This window comes from Haladaptatus ordinarius (genome assembly GCF_054177595.1).
Window position 1 is genome coordinate 49,784 of sequence record NZ_JBPEHH010000019.1, and the last position, 17,645, is coordinate 67,428.

General features: G+C 61.3%; 19 protein-coding genes. 10 read left to right on the forward strand and 9 right to left on the reverse strand.

What is annotated here, in order from left to right; genetic code table 11:
• The first annotated feature begins 79 nt into the window (after positions 1-79).
• Positions 80-925, forward strand: a complete 846-nt coding sequence (locus ACR3FF_RS09105) for an aldo/keto reductase (RefSeq protein ID WP_458187683.1) — start codon at positions 80-82, stop codon at positions 923-925.
• On the opposite strand, the gene ACR3FF_RS09110 is transcribed toward ACR3FF_RS09105, so the two are convergent.
• Positions 922-1,398, reverse strand: coding sequence for a DUF6653 family protein (locus tag ACR3FF_RS09110; RefSeq protein ID WP_458187684.1), 477 nt, complete (start codon positions 1,396-1,398; stop codon positions 922-924). The genes ACR3FF_RS09105 and ACR3FF_RS09110 overlap by 4 nt on opposite strands.
• Positions 1,399-1,458: 60 nt before the next feature.
• Here ACR3FF_RS09110 and ACR3FF_RS09115 point away from each other — a divergent pair, with 60 nt between their 5' ends.
• Entirely contained in the window at positions 1,459-2,001 is a 543-nt protein-coding gene (locus tag ACR3FF_RS09115) for a SprT-like domain-containing protein (RefSeq protein WP_458187685.1), read from the forward strand.
• A gap of 17 nt (positions 2,002-2,018) precedes the next feature.
• Here the strand turns inward: ACR3FF_RS09115 and ACR3FF_RS09120 are convergent, their stop codons facing one another.
• The 3 genes from ACR3FF_RS09120 to ACR3FF_RS09130 all read right to left on the reverse strand — a co-directional run bounded on the left by ACR3FF_RS09120 (position 2,019) and on the right by ACR3FF_RS09130 (position 3,427).
• On the reverse strand, positions 2,019-2,381 hold the full coding sequence (locus tag ACR3FF_RS09120) for a DUF7344 domain-containing protein (RefSeq protein ID WP_458187686.1): 363 nt from the start codon (positions 2,379-2,381) through the stop codon (positions 2,019-2,021).
• A gap of 84 nt (positions 2,382-2,465) precedes the next feature.
• Positions 2,466-2,912: a universal stress protein gene (locus ACR3FF_RS09125; protein ID WP_458187688.1), complete on the reverse strand. Its 447-nt coding sequence runs from the start codon at positions 2,910-2,912 to the stop codon at positions 2,466-2,468.
• 47 nt (positions 2,913-2,959) lie between these two features.
• Positions 2,960-3,427: a VOC family protein gene (locus tag ACR3FF_RS09130; protein ID WP_458187689.1), complete on the reverse strand. Its 468-nt coding sequence runs from the start codon at positions 3,425-3,427 to the stop codon at positions 2,960-2,962.
• 274 nt (positions 3,428-3,701) lie between these two features.
• Between ACR3FF_RS09130 and ACR3FF_RS09135 the strand changes: the two genes are divergently transcribed.
• Positions 3,702-4,016: a winged helix-turn-helix transcriptional regulator gene (locus ACR3FF_RS09135; RefSeq protein WP_458187690.1), complete on the forward strand. Its 315-nt coding sequence runs from the start codon at positions 3,702-3,704 to the stop codon at positions 4,014-4,016.
• Here the strand turns inward: ACR3FF_RS09135 and ACR3FF_RS09140 are convergent.
• Positions 4,013-5,800, reverse strand: coding sequence for an ABC transporter substrate-binding protein (locus tag ACR3FF_RS09140; protein WP_458187691.1), 1,788 nt, complete (start codon positions 5,798-5,800; stop codon positions 4,013-4,015). The genes ACR3FF_RS09135 and ACR3FF_RS09140 overlap by 4 nt on opposite strands.
• Positions 5,801-6,338: 538 nt before the next feature.
• On the opposite strand from ACR3FF_RS09140, the gene hemH reads away from it, so the two are divergent.
• Both hemH and hemG read left to right on the forward strand, forming a co-directional pair.
• On the forward strand, positions 6,339-7,388 hold the full coding sequence (gene hemH / locus ACR3FF_RS09145; RefSeq protein WP_458187693.1) for a ferrochelatase: 1,050 nt from the start codon (positions 6,339-6,341) through the stop codon (positions 7,386-7,388).
• Complete coding sequence (gene hemG, locus ACR3FF_RS09150; protein ID WP_458187694.1) at positions 7,361-8,701, forward strand: protoporphyrinogen oxidase; 1,341 nt, start codon at positions 7,361-7,363, stop codon at positions 8,699-8,701. The genes hemH and hemG overlap by 28 nt, the downstream gene beginning before the upstream one ends.
• A gap of 47 nt (positions 8,702-8,748) precedes the next feature.
• On the opposite strand, the gene hemE is transcribed toward hemG, so the two are convergent.
• Positions 8,749-9,753 carry a uroporphyrinogen decarboxylase gene (hemE, locus tag ACR3FF_RS09155; RefSeq protein ID WP_458187695.1) on the reverse strand — a complete coding sequence of 335 codons (1,005 nt, stop codon included), beginning with the start codon at positions 9,751-9,753 and terminating at the stop codon, positions 8,749-8,751.
• A gap of 173 nt (positions 9,754-9,926) precedes the next feature.
• Entirely contained in the window at positions 9,927-10,124 is a 198-nt protein-coding gene (locus ACR3FF_RS09160) for a heavy-metal-associated domain-containing protein (RefSeq protein ID WP_458187696.1), read from the reverse strand.
• Between the two features lie 249 nt (positions 10,125-10,373).
• Here ACR3FF_RS09160 and ACR3FF_RS09165 point away from each other — a divergent pair, with 249 nt between their 5' ends.
• The 4 genes from ACR3FF_RS09165 (at position 10,374) to ACR3FF_RS09180 (ending at position 16,301) form a co-directional block, all read left to right on the forward strand.
• The gene (locus ACR3FF_RS09165) at positions 10,374-10,970 is read left to right on the forward strand and encodes an AsnC family transcriptional regulator (RefSeq protein WP_458187697.1); all 597 of its coding nucleotides are present in this window, start codon (positions 10,374-10,376) and stop codon (positions 10,968-10,970) included.
• Between the two features lie 63 nt (positions 10,971-11,033).
• Positions 11,034-12,773 carry a Rieske (2Fe-2S) protein gene (locus ACR3FF_RS09170; RefSeq protein ID WP_458187698.1) on the forward strand — a complete coding sequence of 580 codons (1,740 nt, stop codon included), beginning with the start codon at positions 11,034-11,036 and terminating at the stop codon, positions 12,771-12,773.
• Between the two features lie 109 nt (positions 12,774-12,882).
• Positions 12,883-15,294, forward strand: coding sequence for a ribonucleoside-diphosphate reductase subunit alpha (locus ACR3FF_RS09175; protein WP_458187699.1), 2,412 nt, complete (start codon positions 12,883-12,885; stop codon positions 15,292-15,294).
• 11 nt (positions 15,295-15,305) lie between these two features.
• Complete coding sequence (locus tag ACR3FF_RS09180; protein WP_458187700.1) at positions 15,306-16,301, forward strand: ribonucleotide-diphosphate reductase subunit beta; 996 nt, start codon at positions 15,306-15,308, stop codon at positions 16,299-16,301.
• Here the strand turns inward: ACR3FF_RS09180 and ACR3FF_RS09185 are convergent.
• Positions 16,298-16,774 carry an acyl-CoA thioesterase gene (locus tag ACR3FF_RS09185; protein WP_458187702.1) on the reverse strand — a complete coding sequence of 159 codons (477 nt, stop codon included), beginning with the start codon at positions 16,772-16,774 and terminating at the stop codon, positions 16,298-16,300. The two genes, ACR3FF_RS09180 and ACR3FF_RS09185, sit on opposite strands and share 4 nt — an antisense overlap.
• A 116-nt stretch (positions 16,775-16,890) precedes the next feature.
• Here ACR3FF_RS09185 and ACR3FF_RS09190 point away from each other — a divergent pair, with 116 nt between their 5' ends.
• Complete coding sequence (locus ACR3FF_RS09190; protein ID WP_458187703.1) at positions 16,891-17,268, forward strand: SPW repeat domain-containing protein; 378 nt, start codon at positions 16,891-16,893, stop codon at positions 17,266-17,268.
• Position 17,269: 1 nt separating this feature from the next.
• Here ACR3FF_RS09190 and ACR3FF_RS09195 read toward each other — a convergent pair whose 3' ends face one another.
• Positions 17,270-17,569 carry a hypothetical protein gene (locus tag ACR3FF_RS09195; RefSeq protein ID WP_458187705.1) on the reverse strand — a complete coding sequence of 100 codons (300 nt, stop codon included), beginning with the start codon at positions 17,567-17,569 and terminating at the stop codon, positions 17,270-17,272.
• Positions 17,570-17,645: the final 76 nt, after the last annotated feature.

The following is a 17,645-nucleotide window of genomic DNA, read 5'->3' on the forward strand; positions in this document are numbered from 1 at the left end:
GCGATTTATAGGTACTCCCTCCCGGCTTTCCTTCCGCGGTCGCCAAAAGAGGTTACTCTCTACCCCACAATCTCCCCGTATGGTCATTGAGAACGAGAGTGACACCTTCGACATCGGCGGCGAGACGACAGTGCACCGACTCGGCTACGGCGCGATGCGGCTGACCGGCGAGGGCATCATCGGACGACCGAACGACGAGGAAGAAGCGCGAAGAGTCCTGCACGAAGCGATATCGCTCGACGTCGACTTCATCGACACGGCGGACTCCTACGGGCCCTGTGTCAGCGAACGACTCATCGAGGAGGCGCTTCACCCCTACCCCGACAGACTCGTCGTGGCGACGAAGGGCGGTCTGCTGCGAAACGACGACGGCGACTGGCTTCCGAACGGTGACCCCGACTACCTCCGAAACGCGATACTGGGGAGTCTCGACCGCCTCCACACCGACAGCATCGACCTCTATCAACTCCATCGACCCGACCCGGACGTCGACTTCGAAGACTCGGTGCACGCGCTGGCGGAGCTGAAAGACGAAGGGAAAATCGAGCACGTCGGGCTGAGTAACGTCGATACGGACCAGCTCGACGCTGCCCGCGACGTCGTCGAAATCGCGACCGTCCAGAACCAGTACAACGTCGCCAATCGAGAGCACGAAGACGTACTCGAAGCCTGCGAGGACGCTGGAATCGGGTTCATCCCGTGGTACCCTCTCGGCGCGGGCGAGCTCGGGGAGAAAGCCGACGCACTCTCTGCCATCGCAGAGACACACGACGCGTCACAGCGCCAGATTGCGCTGGCGTGGCTCCTCCATCACTCGCCCGTCACCCTCCCGATTCCGGGCACGTCGAGCGTCGACCACCTCCACAAGAACGTCGCGGCGTCCACCATCGACCTCTCCGACGACGAGATGGCGAGGCTCGATTAGACCGCCGACGCCAACTCCTCGTGGTGCCGGTCGTAGTAGCGAACCATCTCGCCGACGAACCAAAACTTGAGACCGGCGGAGAGAATCGTACAGAGGGCAGTCTCGCGAGGCCGCTGGCGATAGGCCGCGTAGAGCCCATAGAAGAAGACCGGGACGTTGAGCGCGTTCAGGACGTTCGGATAACCTCCCCTGTCGCCGTGTTCTATCCACAGTTGCTCGCCGAGGACGCCCCTGTACATCCAACTATCCCCGACACGTTCCGGGTCGGGTTTCGAGAAGAGGACGGGGTTGACGAGGACGAAAAGAATCGTCGACCCGAGCATCTTCCAGTCGTGACGGTACAGCGCGACCATCAGTACCGGATAGGAGAGCACCCGCGTCCAGCCACTCTTCGGGTTCGAGTGTCGCTCCCAGAACGTCTGCACCAGACGGTCACTGCTGGATTCGGTCGGCTCCGTCTTCGTCGGCTCCATGCTTGCCACTTCGCGTGCGAAGATGAAAGTTATATCCCGGGGGTTCGAAGCCCTCGTCGAATGGAACCGGAGACGCGAGACCAGTTGCTCGCCGCCGCGGAACGTTACGCGAGGACGGTTCCCATCGACGTCAATTTCGCCACTCTCGACTGGGAGTGTTCGGACCGGGCGGTGCGACGCGCGGGAGCCTGTCTCTTCGACCGGCGGACCGAGAACGTGACGATTCGACTGACGTGGGACGCCTACCATGCGTTCGGGTGGGAGGAGTTCACCGGAACGATTCGACATGAACTTGTTCACGCCTGGGAGTTTCAGCAGTTCGGCGAGTCGGGCCACGGGTCGCGATTCGAGGCGAAAGCGCGAGAACTCGACGCGCCCCGGCACTGTCGGTCGTTCGCGGACGCGCGCCTTCGCCTCGTCTGTTCGTCCTGTGACTGGGAGGCGCGACGGTTTCGCGCGTCGGAGGCCGTGAAACGACCCGCTCGACGGCGCTGTGGGTCCTGCGGGTCGCGCTATCGCGTCGAACACGCAGCGAGCGGGAGGCGGTGGCGAACCCACGCGGGGTATCTGGTCGCCCGCAGAAGACTCGGCGACGAGTGGTAGGTCGCGGTGAGACGAAATCAGTCCGAGATGTCGTCCACGTACGACAGCAGTTCGGCGACGGGTGCTGCGTTCTCGCCCGGATAGAGCACGCCGCTCGGGCCGTCCGGAGCCGAGAGCACGCCGGCGTCTGCCAGCACGGAGACGTGTCGTTGGTAGAACGTCGTGTAGACGGTCGTTCGCTTTTCGGTCGGCGCATTCGGTCCGAATTCCCGAGCAGTCACCTCGTCGACGAGCGACCGCATCGGGATGCGGTCGTCCACGCTCGCCATGATGGAGATGGCGTGTCGCCGGCGTTCGACGCGACAGAGGTCGAACAGGTCGTCGGACGACAGCGCTATCGGTTCAGAAACCGGCCCACCGGTAAGTAGTCGGCCGAACATTCGTTCGATATTACCTGGAGAACGACTTACGGGTTTCGATTCGGAAAGAACGGATACCTGCACGAACGGCCTCGATTCGGTCAGTCAGGTTGTGACGACGGTGACTGCACCCTCGAAATCGAGGATTACCGACTGCGTACGGTCACCGAAGAGTGCTTTCCCGGTGGGCGAGCGTTTGCGACCCGCGAGGAAGATGTGGTCACAGTCGTACTTGCGAGCAGTGTCGAGAATTTCGTCGCGTTCGTCGCCGATGCGCCCGACCGCTTCGTACTCTACGTCGACGCCTTCGAGAACCTCCCGTCCGATGTCTGCAGCGAAGTTTCGGGCACCCTCCAGGGCCTGTCCAGCCGTGTAAGAGGTTTCGAGAGACGAGATTTGTTCCAGCGAATCGCGGGTGTCCGCGTACTCGTCGTTGGTGGTGACGTGGAGCAAGACGAGGTCGGCGCCGACCCCTGCCGCGAGTTCACCCGCCTCTCGAACCAGACTCTTCGCGGACTCGGACGCTTCGACGACCGCCAGTGCTCGTTCCATATCAGACGACGCACACAGGGAGGATAAATAAATTGGGCTTTCCGTCGTTAGTTCGGTGGTTCCACGAACTCCCCTCCGGGGACGTCCTCGTCCACGTCGAATCCCGGCCCCGACGTGGCGAACTCGATGGTGAGTCCGTCCGGGTCGGTGAGATAGATACTCTCGAAATACGTCCGGTCACGGACCGGTGAGACCCGAACGCCCTTCGACTGTAGATGGTCGCGCCACTCGCGGAGTGTCGCGCCGTCCTCGACGCCCAGCGCGAAGTGGTGGCTCGCGCCGCCGCCGGGCCGTCCCTGCGAACCGGGATACTCGAAGTAGCTGATGACGGTGCCGGGTTCTCCCTTCGGTGTCGGCGAGAAGTAGTAGTGGAGCGTTCCGGGGTCGTCGTAGTTCTCGGTGCGCTTTACGGTGTGAAAGCCGAGCACGTCCTCGTAGAACGTTCGCGTTCGCTCCATGTCGGTACAGATGTTCGTCACGTGGTGCAGTCCAGTGGTGGGTGGTGTGTCGGTCATGGTTCGGGGGAGAGAGTAGATTCGGATACCGATATCGCCGATTCCGACCGTGTCGGACGATGCGTCTCCGGAGGCGAGAAGGTCCGTCGATCTACCGGGCGGTCCGGCGTTCTCGAAGTCGTGTACCGCGACGGTCTGACCGGCCTCGAAACGCGTCCGGACACGTATCTATTCAGCGAGTCGAACGCCTCCGGTCGTAGTATCACAGCGTTACCTGATTCGAGCCCGAACCGATTTACGTGTTCGCGGACATAGGCGTAACCAGATTACACTGATGTCATCGGAATCTATCGCGGACGGTCCCTGTTCCGTGGTCGAGTCGTTCGAACAGATAGGGTCGCAGTGGCGACTGGTCGTCCTCTACGACTTACAGGAGGGTGAAAAACGGTTCAACGAGCTCAAACGCTCCACGGGGGCGAGTTCTCGGACGCTCTCTCGGGTGCTCGACGACCTCCAGGAGATGGAGTTCGTCAGCCGCCGCACCGAGGAAGACGCCCCCATCGCGACGTTCTACAGTCTCAGCGACAAAGGCCGCTCGCTCTGTCCCATCTTCGAAGAAATCGAAACGTGGGCCGCCGACTGGCTCTAGTTCCGAGAGCCGATCGTCGTCGTGTTGTACATCTGTCTGCTCAGACCGGCGGCACCGAACTTCGGAACGTTGGCCCACTGGTAGGAGAACTCTTCGTCGACCCGGTGGTACACCGGGAGGAAGGTCACGTCTTCCCAGTTGGCCTCTTCCATGGTGACGTACGCCTCGTTGCGGGCACTCTGCGCCTGGTCGGTCGGCGCAGGATTGTTCTGGATTCGCTGCCACGCTTGCGTCGCCTGGTTCGCTGCTTCCGTGTCGGACCAGTTCGTGTACGATATCGGGTCGGACCGTGACGTGTCCGTCAGCGGTGGGTTCAACAGTTGCAGGAAGTTGTCGGGTGCCGGCCAGTCCATGATCCACCCCAGCGTGTACGCCTGCAGGTTCCCGTCCCGCCCACGACTGAGCAGGGTCGAGAACGGCGCTTGCTGGAGTTGGAGGTCGATGTGCGCCGACTGTAGCTGGTCGCGCAGGATTTTGGCGATGGCCTGCCACGTGGTCGACTCGTACGTGGTGAGCGTGAACTGGTAGCGGTTGTTACTCCCGTATCCCGCCTCCTCCATCACCTGTCGCGCCTGCTGGAGTTGCGTCTCGTTGTACCCGTAGGGGTAGTTGTTCTGTGCGTGCTGGTCGTAGGCCTCCACACCACCTGGGTAGATTCTCGGCGGCGTGAAGTGGTAGGCGGCCTGTCCACGGCCTTTGAACACCTGTTCGACCGCGACCTGTTGGTTCAGCGCGTAGGCAGCGGCCTGCCGGGCCGGTTTCTCCACCGCGTTCGTGTTGAACCCGAGATAGAAGGCGTTGATGGTCGGCACGGAGAGGTAGTTCATCGTCTTCCCGTTCTGTACCGGGCCGTACGTGCCCGACTTCCGACCGAGGTCGTCCGTGTTCTGGACGTTCACCTTTTCCGGGGCGTACTGTGCCGTCGGAATCTGCTCGTTTAACACGACGTCGGCGTTCTCGTTCATCGTGTAGGTGTACGCGGCCTGGTCGTCCTCGATGATGCTCCAGTGAACTCGTGCGACTTTGGCCGTCTCACCGTGATAGTCGTCGTACCGTGAGACGACTGCTTCGTTGTTGCTCTGCCAGCGAACGAACTCGAACGGTCCCGCTCCGATGGGATTGCTGGTGGAGAACTGCTGATACGGCATCTTACCGTCGTACCCCGGTATGTCGCCGACGATGCCTTCAGGTACCGCCGCGAACGCGGTGTACGCCATCATCTCCAGCGTCGAGTGGAACGGCTCTTTGAGCTCCATCTCCAGCGTGTACTTGTCCGGTGCTCGGACTGCGAGCGAATCGAGGTTGAGTTCACCTTCCTCGCTCGTCTGGTGTTTGACCCCGATGGAATCGAGGATGAAGTACGACCGCCGGGAGTTCTCCGAGGCGGCTAGTCGCTGCCAGGAGTAAACGAAGTCCTGTGCCGTTACCTCCTTTCCGTTGTGGAAGGTCGCACCCTGTTTCAGTTTGAAGGTGTAGGTCGTAAAGTCGTCCGAAACCTCCTGGCTTTCGGCCAGTAAGCTCTGGACCGCTATCTTCCCGTCCGGATAGTTCATCAGCGCGTCGAACACCTGCTGGATGACCGTCCCCGAGTTGGTATCCGTCGCCTTCACGGGGTCGATTGTCGTCATCGTCCCGTTGATGAGTCGAAGCGTCTTATCACTCTGTTGTTGGTTCGACTGCTGAGCCGCGCTACTACCTGCGGCGCCGGCGAGCGCGACGGACGCCGCCGCACCCCCCGTCGCCTTCAAAAAGTTCCGTCGTGTGACGTTGGATTTCTCTGACATCCGAAAGGAGTACACGGTCGTCGAGCATATGTAACTAATCGTTGATATGTGGCGAGAAAGAGGTTAGGAAAACTGACTGTTTCGAAATTTCTTTCGATTTTTGTGTATGAAGCGATAGAATTGATGCATGACCAGTCGGCGCCGCGTAAACGACGTTTCCGTTCAGTCAGCAAACGGTAAGACGATAGGAGAACGTCGAAAGCGACCGTTTCCGACGGGAACGACGAGAATGTCGGGGACGCTATCGACCGTTCGTCGGTCGTTTCCGCCGAGGGAAGCGGTCGGCAACGACACCGTACCGTCTCTTGAAAGCGATTCGAAACACGGAAACGAACGAAACCGGACCGAACGAAACAATCATCCGAAAGGTAAGCAGGGTTACTAGCTGATTTCGGACGTTACGTCGTGTTACATTATTTATACTTCTCCCTACCCGTGTTCACTGGACCGTGAGCGCGGACGGCTAGAACGATGACACCGAGCGCGAAGCCAGCCGTCGAACGACAACTATTCGGCGCATCCGCCCCGAGTGCCGACCATGACAACTGGCGTCGTCGTGCTCAACTTCGGAGAACCGTCCGAACCGACGCGAGAAAACGTTCTCGGCTATCTAGAGCGCATCTTCATGAACAACGCCGACCTCGAAGGTGACACCACCGAAGAGGAGGCGCGAAAGCGCTCCCGGCAACTGGCCGAACGACGCGCCCCCGGTCTCATCGAAGAGTACGAGGAGATCGGCGGGTCGCCGCTCGACCCGCAGGCCCACGCGCAGGCGGAGGCGCTGGAAGCCGAACTCGACGCTCGCGGGTTCGACGTGAAGACCTACGTCGGGATGCAGTTCACGGAACCGTTCATCGGGGACGCGGTCGAGCGCGCCCACGAAGACGGCGTCGACCGGGTCGTCGGACTGCCCGTCTATCCGCTCTGTGGTGCGTCCACGACCGTCGCCTCGCTCGAAGAACTCACGAACGCAGTCGCCGACCGCGACTGGGACGTGCCCGTTCACGAGATTACGGGCTGGCACCGACATCCGACGTACAACCGAATCCGCGCCGAGAACGTCGCACGTTTCGCTGACGACGAAGGTATCGACCTCGCGGACGACGACACCGAACTGCTCTTTTCGGCACACGGAACGCCGGCCCACTACCTCGACGAAGGGAGTCGCTACGACGTGTACGTCGAGGAGTTCTGCGAAGTGATGGCGAGTGAACTCGGCGTCGAATCCTACTCGCTCGGCTTCCAGAACCACGGCAACCGAGAGATACCGTGGACGGAGCCCGAAGTCGAGGAGGTCGTCGAAGCAGTCGACGCAGAGCGCGTCGTCGTCGAACCGATAAGCTTCATGCACGAACAGAGCGAGACGCTGTCGGAGTTAGACGACGAACTCCGTGAAGACGCGGAAGCGGTCGGTCTCGACTTCTACCGCGTCCCCGTTCCATACGACGACGAGCGATTCGCGGGCGTGCTCGCCGACCTCGTCGAGCCGTTCGTCGCCGATTTCAACCCGTCGTACTACCAGTTCCGCCAGTGTCAGTGTAAAAACACGCCGGGCACGATGTGCCTGAACGCTCCGTTCGACGGATGACGGTCGGGATCGTCGGTGCTGGAATCACCGGCATCGCGCTCGCCCACCACCTAGACCGGAGGGAAAGCGAGTACGTCGTCCTCGAAGCCGATTCGGAACCGGGCGGCGTCATCCAAAGTGGTCGAGTCGATGGCTACCTCCTCGAATGGGGACCTCAGCGCCTCCGGCGGACGGAACCGGTCGACGAACTCATCGCCGACCTGGGGATGGAAGACGAAGTCCTCGAAGCCGGGGAGACGAAGCTGTTCGTCTACGCCGAGGGAAAGCTCCGGCGGACACCCTTCTCCATCGAGGAGTTCGGCCGGACCGACCTGCTCTCGTGGCGCGGGAAACTCGACGTGCTGAAAGAGCCACAGACGGCCCCCGCGGACCCGGAGGAGACCGCCGCCGAACTGTTCACCCGGAAGTTCGGGGAGGAGGCCTATCGGAACCTCATCGGCCCCCTGTTCGGTGGCATCTACGGTTCGGAACCGGAGCGGATGCCCGTCGAACACGCTCTCTCGGGGATGGTGAAACTCGAACGGCAGTACGGCTCACTGCTCGAACCAGCCCTGAAACGAGCGATGGCAGGTGGAACTTCTGCACCCGCCATCTCCTTCGAAGACGGGGCACAGCGACTTCCCGAAGCCCTGTACGACACTCACGCGGAGAACGTTCACCTCGAAACGCCCGTCACCGACGTTCGAGACACGGAAACGGGCTACCTCCTCGAAACCGATGCCGAAGAGTTCGCGGTGGACGAGGTCGTCGTCACCACGCCCGCCGACGTGAGCGCACGCCTGCTGGCGAACCTCACCGACTCCGCGAGTTCCCTCGCGCGCCTGAACTACAACCCGCTCGCGCTGGTCCATCTCCGCGCCGACTGCGACCGAGAGGGATTCGGCTACCAGGTGCGCCACGACGAAGGACTCGACACGCTCGGCGTCTCGTGGAACGCGAGCATGTTCGACCGGGACGGCGTTCCCGCGAGCGATGCGAGCGAGAGCACACCACGAGCGAAGCGAAGTGGCGGCGTGTACACCGTCTTCCTCGGCGGGATGAAAAATCCCGAGTTGGTAGCGGAGAGCGACGAAACCCTCGGTAGTATCGCAGCGACGGAGTTCGAGGAGGTGATGGGAACCGAGGCGGACGTGCTGAGCGTCGCCCGACTCGACCGGGGATTCCCGGCCTACGACACCTCGTGGGACGCGCTGGAAGCGTTCGAATCGCCCGACGGAATCCACCTCGCTACGAACTACACCGCCAGAATGGGCGTCCCGAGTCGGGTTCGAGAAGCCAGACGGTTGGCCGAGTCGCTCGCCGACCGGACGTAAATTTTCGACCCGGGACGAAACCAGGCCGACCCGGGTGAAACGACGACCTACCGGTCGACTTCCTTCGCGGCCTCCACGAACGCCTTCGCGTTCTCGACGGGCGTCGTTCGGTCGATACCGTGGCCGAGATTCAGGATGTGTCCCGAATCGCCGGCCTTCTCGATGAGCTCGTGGGTCTTCCGGCGGACGAATTCCGGGTCGCCGAGCAGGTACGAGGGGTCGAGGTTCCCCTGGACGGGCGTCTCACCCAACGCTTCGCGTGCATCGGCCATGTCCACCGTCCAGTCGAGTCCGACCACGTCGGCACCCGATTCGGACAACAGGCCGAGTTTCCCGCCGGGATGGCGCGCGAAGACGATAGACGGCACGTCGATGGCGTCGAAGATTCGCTGATGGAGTGGCAACACGAACTCCCGGTAGTCGTCCGGCGTCAGGACGCCCGCCCATGTGTCGAAGATCTGCACCACGTCCGCGCCGTGTGCCACCTGATACTCGACGTACTCGCAGACGACCTCGGTGAACGCTTCGAGCAGGTCCCGGAACGCGTCCGAGTGGTTCGCCCGGAAGCGTCGAATCGGTTTTCGAGAGGTGGGTTCGTCGCCGACGACGTAGGAAGCGAGCGTGTACGGACCGCCAGCGAAGCCGATGATACTGGTTCGGTCGCCGATACTCTCCCGGAGTCGGGTGAGCAGTTTCCCCACGTAGTCGATGTCGGTCGCCACGTCGCCCGCCTCCGTCGGCACGTCTGCGGGACCGCCGACGGGGTTCGAGACCACCGGCCCGACACCGCTCTCGATGCGGTAGTCGAAGCCGAGCGGTTCGAGGACGGTGAGGATGTCCGAGAACATGACCAGTCCGTCGGGTTCGAACAGGTCCCACGGGAGTAGCGTGATTCGCTCGGCCACCTCCGGCGTCTTGATGGCCTCCTTGAACGTGTACTGTTCTCGAATTTCGCGGTACTCCGGAATGTAGCGTCCGGCCTGGCGCATCAACCAGACGGGAGGCCGTTCGGTGCGTTCGCCGCGGGCCGCACGAACCAACAAATCGCTCATAGGACGAGATTGGTCGGCGGCGGTCTAAGCGTTTCGAAGGCTGCGGGTTCGAGACAACGTCCGTCGTTCGACTCTCGACGCAGAGAGAATCGGCGTACGAATCCGCGACGGACGGTCGAAGTGTGAGCGTCTCATTTTCGCCGACGACGCTGAAGACCTAAGAACAGTGGTACTCAGGCGGACGCCGAATAGCCGGCGTCTTCGACGGCGGCGACGAGGTCGTCGGTACTCATGTCGCCTTCGACAGTCGCGGTTCCGTTCTCGTGGTCGGCGCTCGCCTCGGAGACGCCAGAGAGGTCCTCCAGTGCGTCGACGACGTTCTGTTCACAACCGCCGCAACTCATCCCGTCGACTCTAATCGTGGTTGCCATAACGGGTTATTTTGGGCCAGGACCCTTGTTGGTTTCGAACGGTCGGTCGTCGACAGAGAGGGTCGAGCGAGCGCAGATCGTCCGTCGTCGACGTCACGACCGACCGTAGTTTGGAACTCCGTCCGGAAACAGATTATTCATTTAATAATGAAACTGATTTTTCGGTGCGACCCACCATACACAGGTTTCAGGGAGCAGAGGGGTGTGATATCGAAAACTGTTTTGGCTCTCCTCGCCAACGGGAGATTAATGCGACAACTCGACGACACCGACCGGGAAATAATCCGGTTACTCGTAGAGGATGCTCGCCGCCCCTACAACGAAATCGCCGAGACCGTCGGCCTCTCGCCACCGACGGTGTCAGACCGTGTCGAACGACTACAGGAACTGGGTGTCATCCGCCGTTTTACGGTCGATTTAGATCACGAACTCCTCACCGACGGGCTGTCCCTTCTCGTCACCATCAACGCCAGGCCAGGACACGTAGACGAAGTCAGGGAATCGCTTACGACGTTCGAAGGCGTCGAACACGTCTTCGTCACGGCGGATGCACATCTCGTCTGCAAGACGAACCTCGGGGAACAGGCGGTCGAAGTCCTCCTCTCGGACGCCATCGGTGAGGACGCCGTCCTCGAATACGACGTCCAGTTGCTCGTCGACGACGAGTGGAATCCCCAACCCGGAATCATCGATTTCGCGCCCGACTGCGTCGAGTGTGGCAACACCGTTACGGAGGAAGGGGAGTCTACGCGCATCGACGGAGAGCTGTATCATTTCTGTTGTTCGTCTTGTTCGTCGCGGTTTGCCGACCGTTACGAACGACTGCAAGAAGAAGCGACAAACTGACATATATCATACAATAATCGGTTTCAGGGAAGCGTTTTGTTGGCGTGTAACATACGAACGTTCATGGCATCAGACCAATCGTTCGTTCGCGTCGCCGACGCCGACGAACTCAGAGACGAAGGACGATTGCTCGTCAACCGCGATGGGTGGTCGCTCGCGCTGTTCTTCCACGAAGGAGAGTTTCGGGCGGTCGACAACCGCTGTCCCCACATGGGATTCCCCCTCAGTCAGGGGAGCGTCGACGACGGAATCCTCACCTGCCACTGGCACCACGCCCGGTTCGAACTCTCGTGTGGCGACACGTTCGACCCGTGGGCAGACGACATACAGGCGTACCCCATCGAGGAACGCGACGGGGACGTGTACGTGAACCTCCACCCGGAACCCGACGAATCGCCGGAAGAACACTGGAAGAGTCGGCTCGAAACCGGCCTCGAGGAGAACCTCCGGCTCGTGGTCGCCAAGTCGGTCATCGGCCTGTCGCACGAGGACGTGCTGGCGGCAGAACCGCTCGGCATCGGTGCGCGGTTCGGGACGCGCTACCGCGACCAGGGGTGGAGTTCGGGGCTGACGATTCACGCCTGTATGGCGAACGTGCTCCCCGACCTCCGCGAAGACGACCGACCGCGAGCGCTCTACACCGGGCTTCGCCACGTCGCCTCGGACTGTCAGGGTGAAGCCCCGCACTTCGACCAGCCATCGTTCGAAACGGAAGACGTGTTCGCAGAGCGCCTGCGGCAGTGGTTCCGCGACTGTATCGAGGTGCGCGACGACGACGGGGCGGAACGCTGTCTTCAGACCGCCATCGCGACGCTCGAACCCGAACAGGTCGCCGAGATTCTCTACACCGCCGCGACCGACCACCTCTACCTCGATGCGGGCCACAGCTTCGATTTCATCAACAAGAGCCTCGAAATGCTAGACCACATCGGCTGGGAGCACGCGTCGACCGTCCTGCCGAGCGTCATCCCGCGGCTCACCGAGGCCCGCCGGAGCGAGGAACTCTCCTCGTGGACACAACCCATCGACCTCGCGGAACTCCTGTTCGACACCTTCGACGACCTGCCCGAACTAGTCGAAGCGGGTGCGGACGAGACGTGGGAGGAACCGGACGACTTCACCGACACCCTGCTCTCGGACGACCCCCACGTCGTCCTCGACGCGCTGACGGACGCCATTCGAGGTGGTGCGACCTGCGAACAACTCGCAGCGAGCGTCTCCTTCGCGTCCGTGATGCGGGTCGCGCAGTTCGGTACGTCCAACGAGTTCAACGACTGGAACACCGTCCATCACACCTTCACCTACAACAACGCCGTCCAGCAGGCCGCGAGACGCGCGAGTTCGACCGCGCTGTACCGAGGCGTCCTGACCGGCGCGATGAGCGTCTACCTCGACCGTTTCCTGAACACGCCGCCGACGCCCCTGCCGACCGTCGAGTCGTCGGACGCCGACCCCGCTGACCTCCGTGACGAACTCCTCGAATCCTTCGACGAAGAGGGGAACGTGAACGCCGCCGCCGCACTCGTCGCCGAACACTTCGCGGCAGGTGGCGACCCCGCCGACCTGAAACGGACGCTCGGACAGGCCCTCCTGCGTGAGGACGCCGACTTCCACACGCTCCAGAATCTGGAAGCTTCCTTCGCCCAGTTCGACCTGCGCACGGACGACCGAGAGCGAGAAGTGACGCTCGTCGCACTCGCCCGTTACATGGCCGCCCACTTCCCGACGCGCCGGGAGGCAGAACAGACCTACACCATCGCCGACCGGCTGAATCGCGGTGAGAAAATCCACGAGACGAACTGATGAACTGACGGGACGGCGAACGAACCCCGAAAACAACTAGACTTTAGAAAATGAAAGTCTAGTTGGAAAGCTTTATACCTCCGTCGCCGGACAGGGCAGGGTGTAACCAATGAGTCTCAACGAGACGGCGAACGAGGAGATTCGTTCGATAGTGGAACGAGCACGAGCGGACGTCGAATCCGTTGGCGAAGACGACGTGGACGAACTCGTCCACGAAGTGGAGCGAGACCTCTACGACGGGGCGACGCGCGAGAAAGCGTACGACGCCGTGGCGAAAGCTGCGGCCGCACGAATCGAGCGCGACCCTGCGTTCGACGACCTCGCCGCGAACGTATTTCGAGAGGGCTATCGGCGGAGGGTCACCGATTCGTGCGACGACGAAAGCGGCTATCGAGAGACGTTCGTCGACCACGTCCTCGAGGGGGTCGAGTGCGAACTATTAGACGAGCGACTGCTGACATACGACCTCGACCGACTCGCCGACGCACTCCAACCCGAACGAGACGACCTGTTTTCCTACATGGCGATGGAGACGCTCTCACAGCGGTACTTTCTCGGGGACGACGACGCTCCCCTGGAACTGCCACAGGCGTTCTGGATGCGAGTGGCGATGGGGCTCGCACTCCGCGAGTCGGTGAGCGACCGACAGGAGCGGGCGAAGGAGTTCTACGAGGTCATGTCGACGCTACGATTCGTTCCCTCGACACCGACCCTGTTCCACGCGGGGACGACCCATCCACAGCTATCGTCGTGTTACGTCACCACGATAGCCGACGATTTAGACCACATCTTCGACCGCTACGGCGACCACGCCCGCCTCTCGAAGTGGTCCGGTGGAATCGGAACCGACTGGACGAACCTCCGGGCGTCCGGTTCGCTCATCGAGTCGACCGGCGTCGAATCGAGTGGCATCGTTCCGTTCTTGAAGATTAGCAACGACGTGACCGCCGCCATCAACCGTTCCGGAAAACGGAGAGGGGCGGCCTGCGCGTATCTCGAACCGTGGCACCTCGATTTTCCGGCGTTTCTCGACCTTCGACGCAACACGGGCGACGAGCGCCGACGAACGCACGACATGAACACGGCGGCGTGGGTTCCCGACCTGTTGATAAAGCGCGTTCGGGAGGAAGGGACGTGGACGCTCTTCTCGCCGGACGAGGTTCCCGACCTCCACGGCACCTACGGAGCCGAGTTCCAAGAACGATACGAAGCCCACGAACGCGAGGCCGAACGAGGAGAGCTTCGACAGTACGAGCAAGTGGACGCGAGGGAGCTCTGGCGGACGATGCTGACGAGATTGTTCGAAACCGGACATCCGTGGATAACGTTCAAAGACGCCTGTAACGTCCGGTCGCCGCAAGACCACGATGGCGTCATCCGGTCTTCGAATCTCTGCACCGAGATAACGCTCAACACGAGTACCGACGAAACCGCAGTCTGTAACCTCGGGTCGGTGAATCTCGCCCGCCACGTGGACGATTGCGGTCTCGAGCGCGAGCAGTTGGCAAACACCGTCAAAACGGCGATGCGGATGCTCGACAACGTCGTCGATTTGAACTTCTATCCGACCGAGAACTCCGAGCGTTCGAACATGCGTCACCGACCGGTCGGTCTGGGCGTGATGGGCTTTCACGACGCGCTGTTGCAACAAGGGATTCCGATGCAGTCGGAGCGCGCTGTCGAGTTCGCGGGGGAAACGCAGGAGTTCGTCTCGTACCACACCATCCTGAACTCCTCCCGACTGGCGCGCGAGAGAGGGACCTACGAGAGCTACGAGGGGTCGAAGTGGAGTCGCGGTCTGCTGCCACAGGACACCGTCGCACTGCTCGCCGAAGAACGAGGTCACGAGATTCCGGTCGAGTTCGAAGAGCGACTCGACTGGGAGCGCGTCCGCGAACACGTCGACGACCACGGAATGCGAAACTCCAACACGATGGCCGTCGCGCCGACGGCGACCATCTCGACCATCGCCGGGACGACGCCTTCCATCGAGCCGATGTACTCGAACCTGTACGTGAAATCGAACGTCACGGGAGATTTCACCGTCGTGAACGACCGTCTCGTCGCCGACCTCGAGGCACACGACCTGTGGGACGCGGAGATGCTCGACCGCATCAAATACCACGACGGGTCGATACAGGAGATAGAACCGATTCCTGCCGAACTCCGGGAACTACACCGTGGCGCGTTCGAAATCGACCCGCGTCACCAGATTCGACTGACCGCACGACGGGCCTGCTGGATAGACCAGAGCCAGTCGCACAACGTCTTCTTCCCCTCGACCGACGGGCAACTGCTCGACGACGTCTACCAGTTCGCGTGGGTACACGGCCTGAAAACGACGTACTACCTGCGTACGCTCGGGGCGAGCCAGATAGAGAAGTCCACCGTCGACATGGCCGAGTACGGGAAGACACAGACCCGAAGCGACCAGCCCCAGTCGGACGAAAAGATACAGACGAACGACGAAATCGACGACGTTCCGAACGTCGAAGATCCGACCTGCGACGCCTGCCAGTGAGGTGAGAGTGTATGCCGATACTCGACATCGAAAACCAGCACGACCCGAACAAAATACTCCCCATCGACTACGAATGGGCGCGAGAGTACTACCGTGCAGGCGTCGCCAACAACTGGACGCCAGAAGAGGTTCCGATGGGCGACGACGTCCGGCAGTGGAACGGCGACGAGTTGACCGACGAGGAGCGACAGTTGGTCGAGTGGAATCTCGGATTCTTCTCGACCGCCGAATCGTTGACTGCGAACAACATCGTGCTCGCCCTCTACGAGTACGTGACCGCGCCGGAGTGTCGTCAGTACCTCCTCCGGCAGGCGTACGAGGAGGCGATTCACACGGACACGTTCATCTACTGTTGTGACTCACTCGGATTCGACCCCGAGTATCTGTACGGGATGTACGACCGGATTCCGTCCATCACCGAGAAAGACGAGTTCGTCGTCGACCTGACGCAGGCCATCGACCGCGACGATTTCACCATCGACACGACCGAGGACGTTCGGGCACTCGTCCGCGACCTCGTCGGATTCTACGTCATCATGGAGGGAATCTTCTTCTACGCGGGGTTCACCATGATGCTCGGCCTGAAACGCCAGGGAAAGATGGTCGGCGTCGGCGAGCAGTTCGAATACATCATGCGCGACGAGTCGCTTCATCTCGCGTTCGGCGTCGACCTCATCGGGGAGATTCGCCGCGAAAATCCCGACGTCTGGACGGACGAGTTCGAGGTAGAAATCGACCACCTCGTGAAGCGCGCCGTCGAACTGGAGAAACTATACGCCCGAAACGCCTGTCCCGAGGGAATCGTTGGGATGAGCGCCGACCAGTTCGCCGAGTACGTCGAGTTCATCGCCGACCGCAGACTGAACCAACTCGGAATCGACGAACAGTACGGAACGGAGAACCCATTTCCGTGGATGTCGGAAGCGACGGACCTGAACAGAGAGAAGAACTTCTTCGAAACCAACGTCGCTGAATACCGGGACGCCGGGTCGCTCGACTGGTCTTAGCGAGCGGCTCCGAGCACCTCTCGTCGCTCGTGTCGGCGACGAAGCGCGTCGTTCCGGAGCATCGTCTGTTCGTCAGTCGGACAGACGACGTCCGGAACCTCCGCCGGGCGTTCGTCTTCGTCCAGCGCGACCATCGTGAAAAACGACGTCGCGGTGTCCTGTATCTCGCGCTCGCTCGGACGTTCCGCACGAACGTTGACCAGGACGTCCATGCTCGTCTCCCCGGTTTCGAAGACGTATCCCTCGACGATTACGATGTCGCCGAGGTCGACCGAGCCGAGGAAATCAACGTGATCCATCGACGCAGTGACGACCTGTTGTCGGGCGAAACGACGTGCAGCGATGGCAGCGCAGATATCCATCCAGTGGAGTATCGACCCACCGAGTGCCCGACCGAGGTTGTTCGCGTCGTTCGGCATCAGGATTTCGCTCATGACGGTGTGTGAATCCGATAGTGTCGCAGTTTCTCGCATTGAGAGTCGCTACACGGTACTCACAGTTAAATCATTCACACTTGCTCTAATGAAAGTTGAATTGATTGATTAGCCGTTCGACTTATCGTCAAGAACGTCGTCCGTCGCGGACAGGAATGGGGACGAACAGGGCACTCGTGGCGAGCGTACCACTCGGAGTCTGGTTGTTGGTCGCACCGTTTACCGTCTACGAGGCCATGTTCGCCGTGAACTTCTGGAACGATGTCTTCGTCGGCGTCTCGGTGTTGATACTCGCATTCTACTGCGTGGTCGCTTCGTTACGAAATCGGCCGGTGGGCATCGCTGCAGGGGGTCTGCTCGGACTGCTCGGCCTCTGGCAGACGACGCGTCCGTTCGTCGTCGCAACCGCCGGACCGCTCCCACTGTGGGGAGACGTGATAGTCGGCGTGATACTGGCTGCGCTCGGCGGACGCGCCGTTCGAGAGGCGCGTTCTGCTCGGTTGGCGGAGCTAACACAGGCCAGTCAGCGATGAGTTACTGCTTCGAGGTGTTCTCCATCGCCGCCGAGTACCACGGTGGATGCGAGATTATCGTCGCTCCGGCGTTCATAACCTCGAACGTCTCCGTCCGGTGAACTTGCTCTCCATCGATGGTTCCGGTCGCTTCGAAGCGATATCGGTGAACCAATCCCCACGTATCGATCACGGCCAAGAGGGAGGCGTTTTCGACCGAATCGAAGCCGCCGCTGCTCGTGAGGGAAGCCGGATAGCCGAGGTCGTTTGCAGCAACTCTCGCTAGTTGTCCACTCTGGCTCAAGAGACCAGTTGCTGACACGTAGTAGTCAGAATGAGGCGACTGAATCAGTCGCCTGATTCAGCCGCTGTCCGGATTGGTGCGTAATGAGGCTACC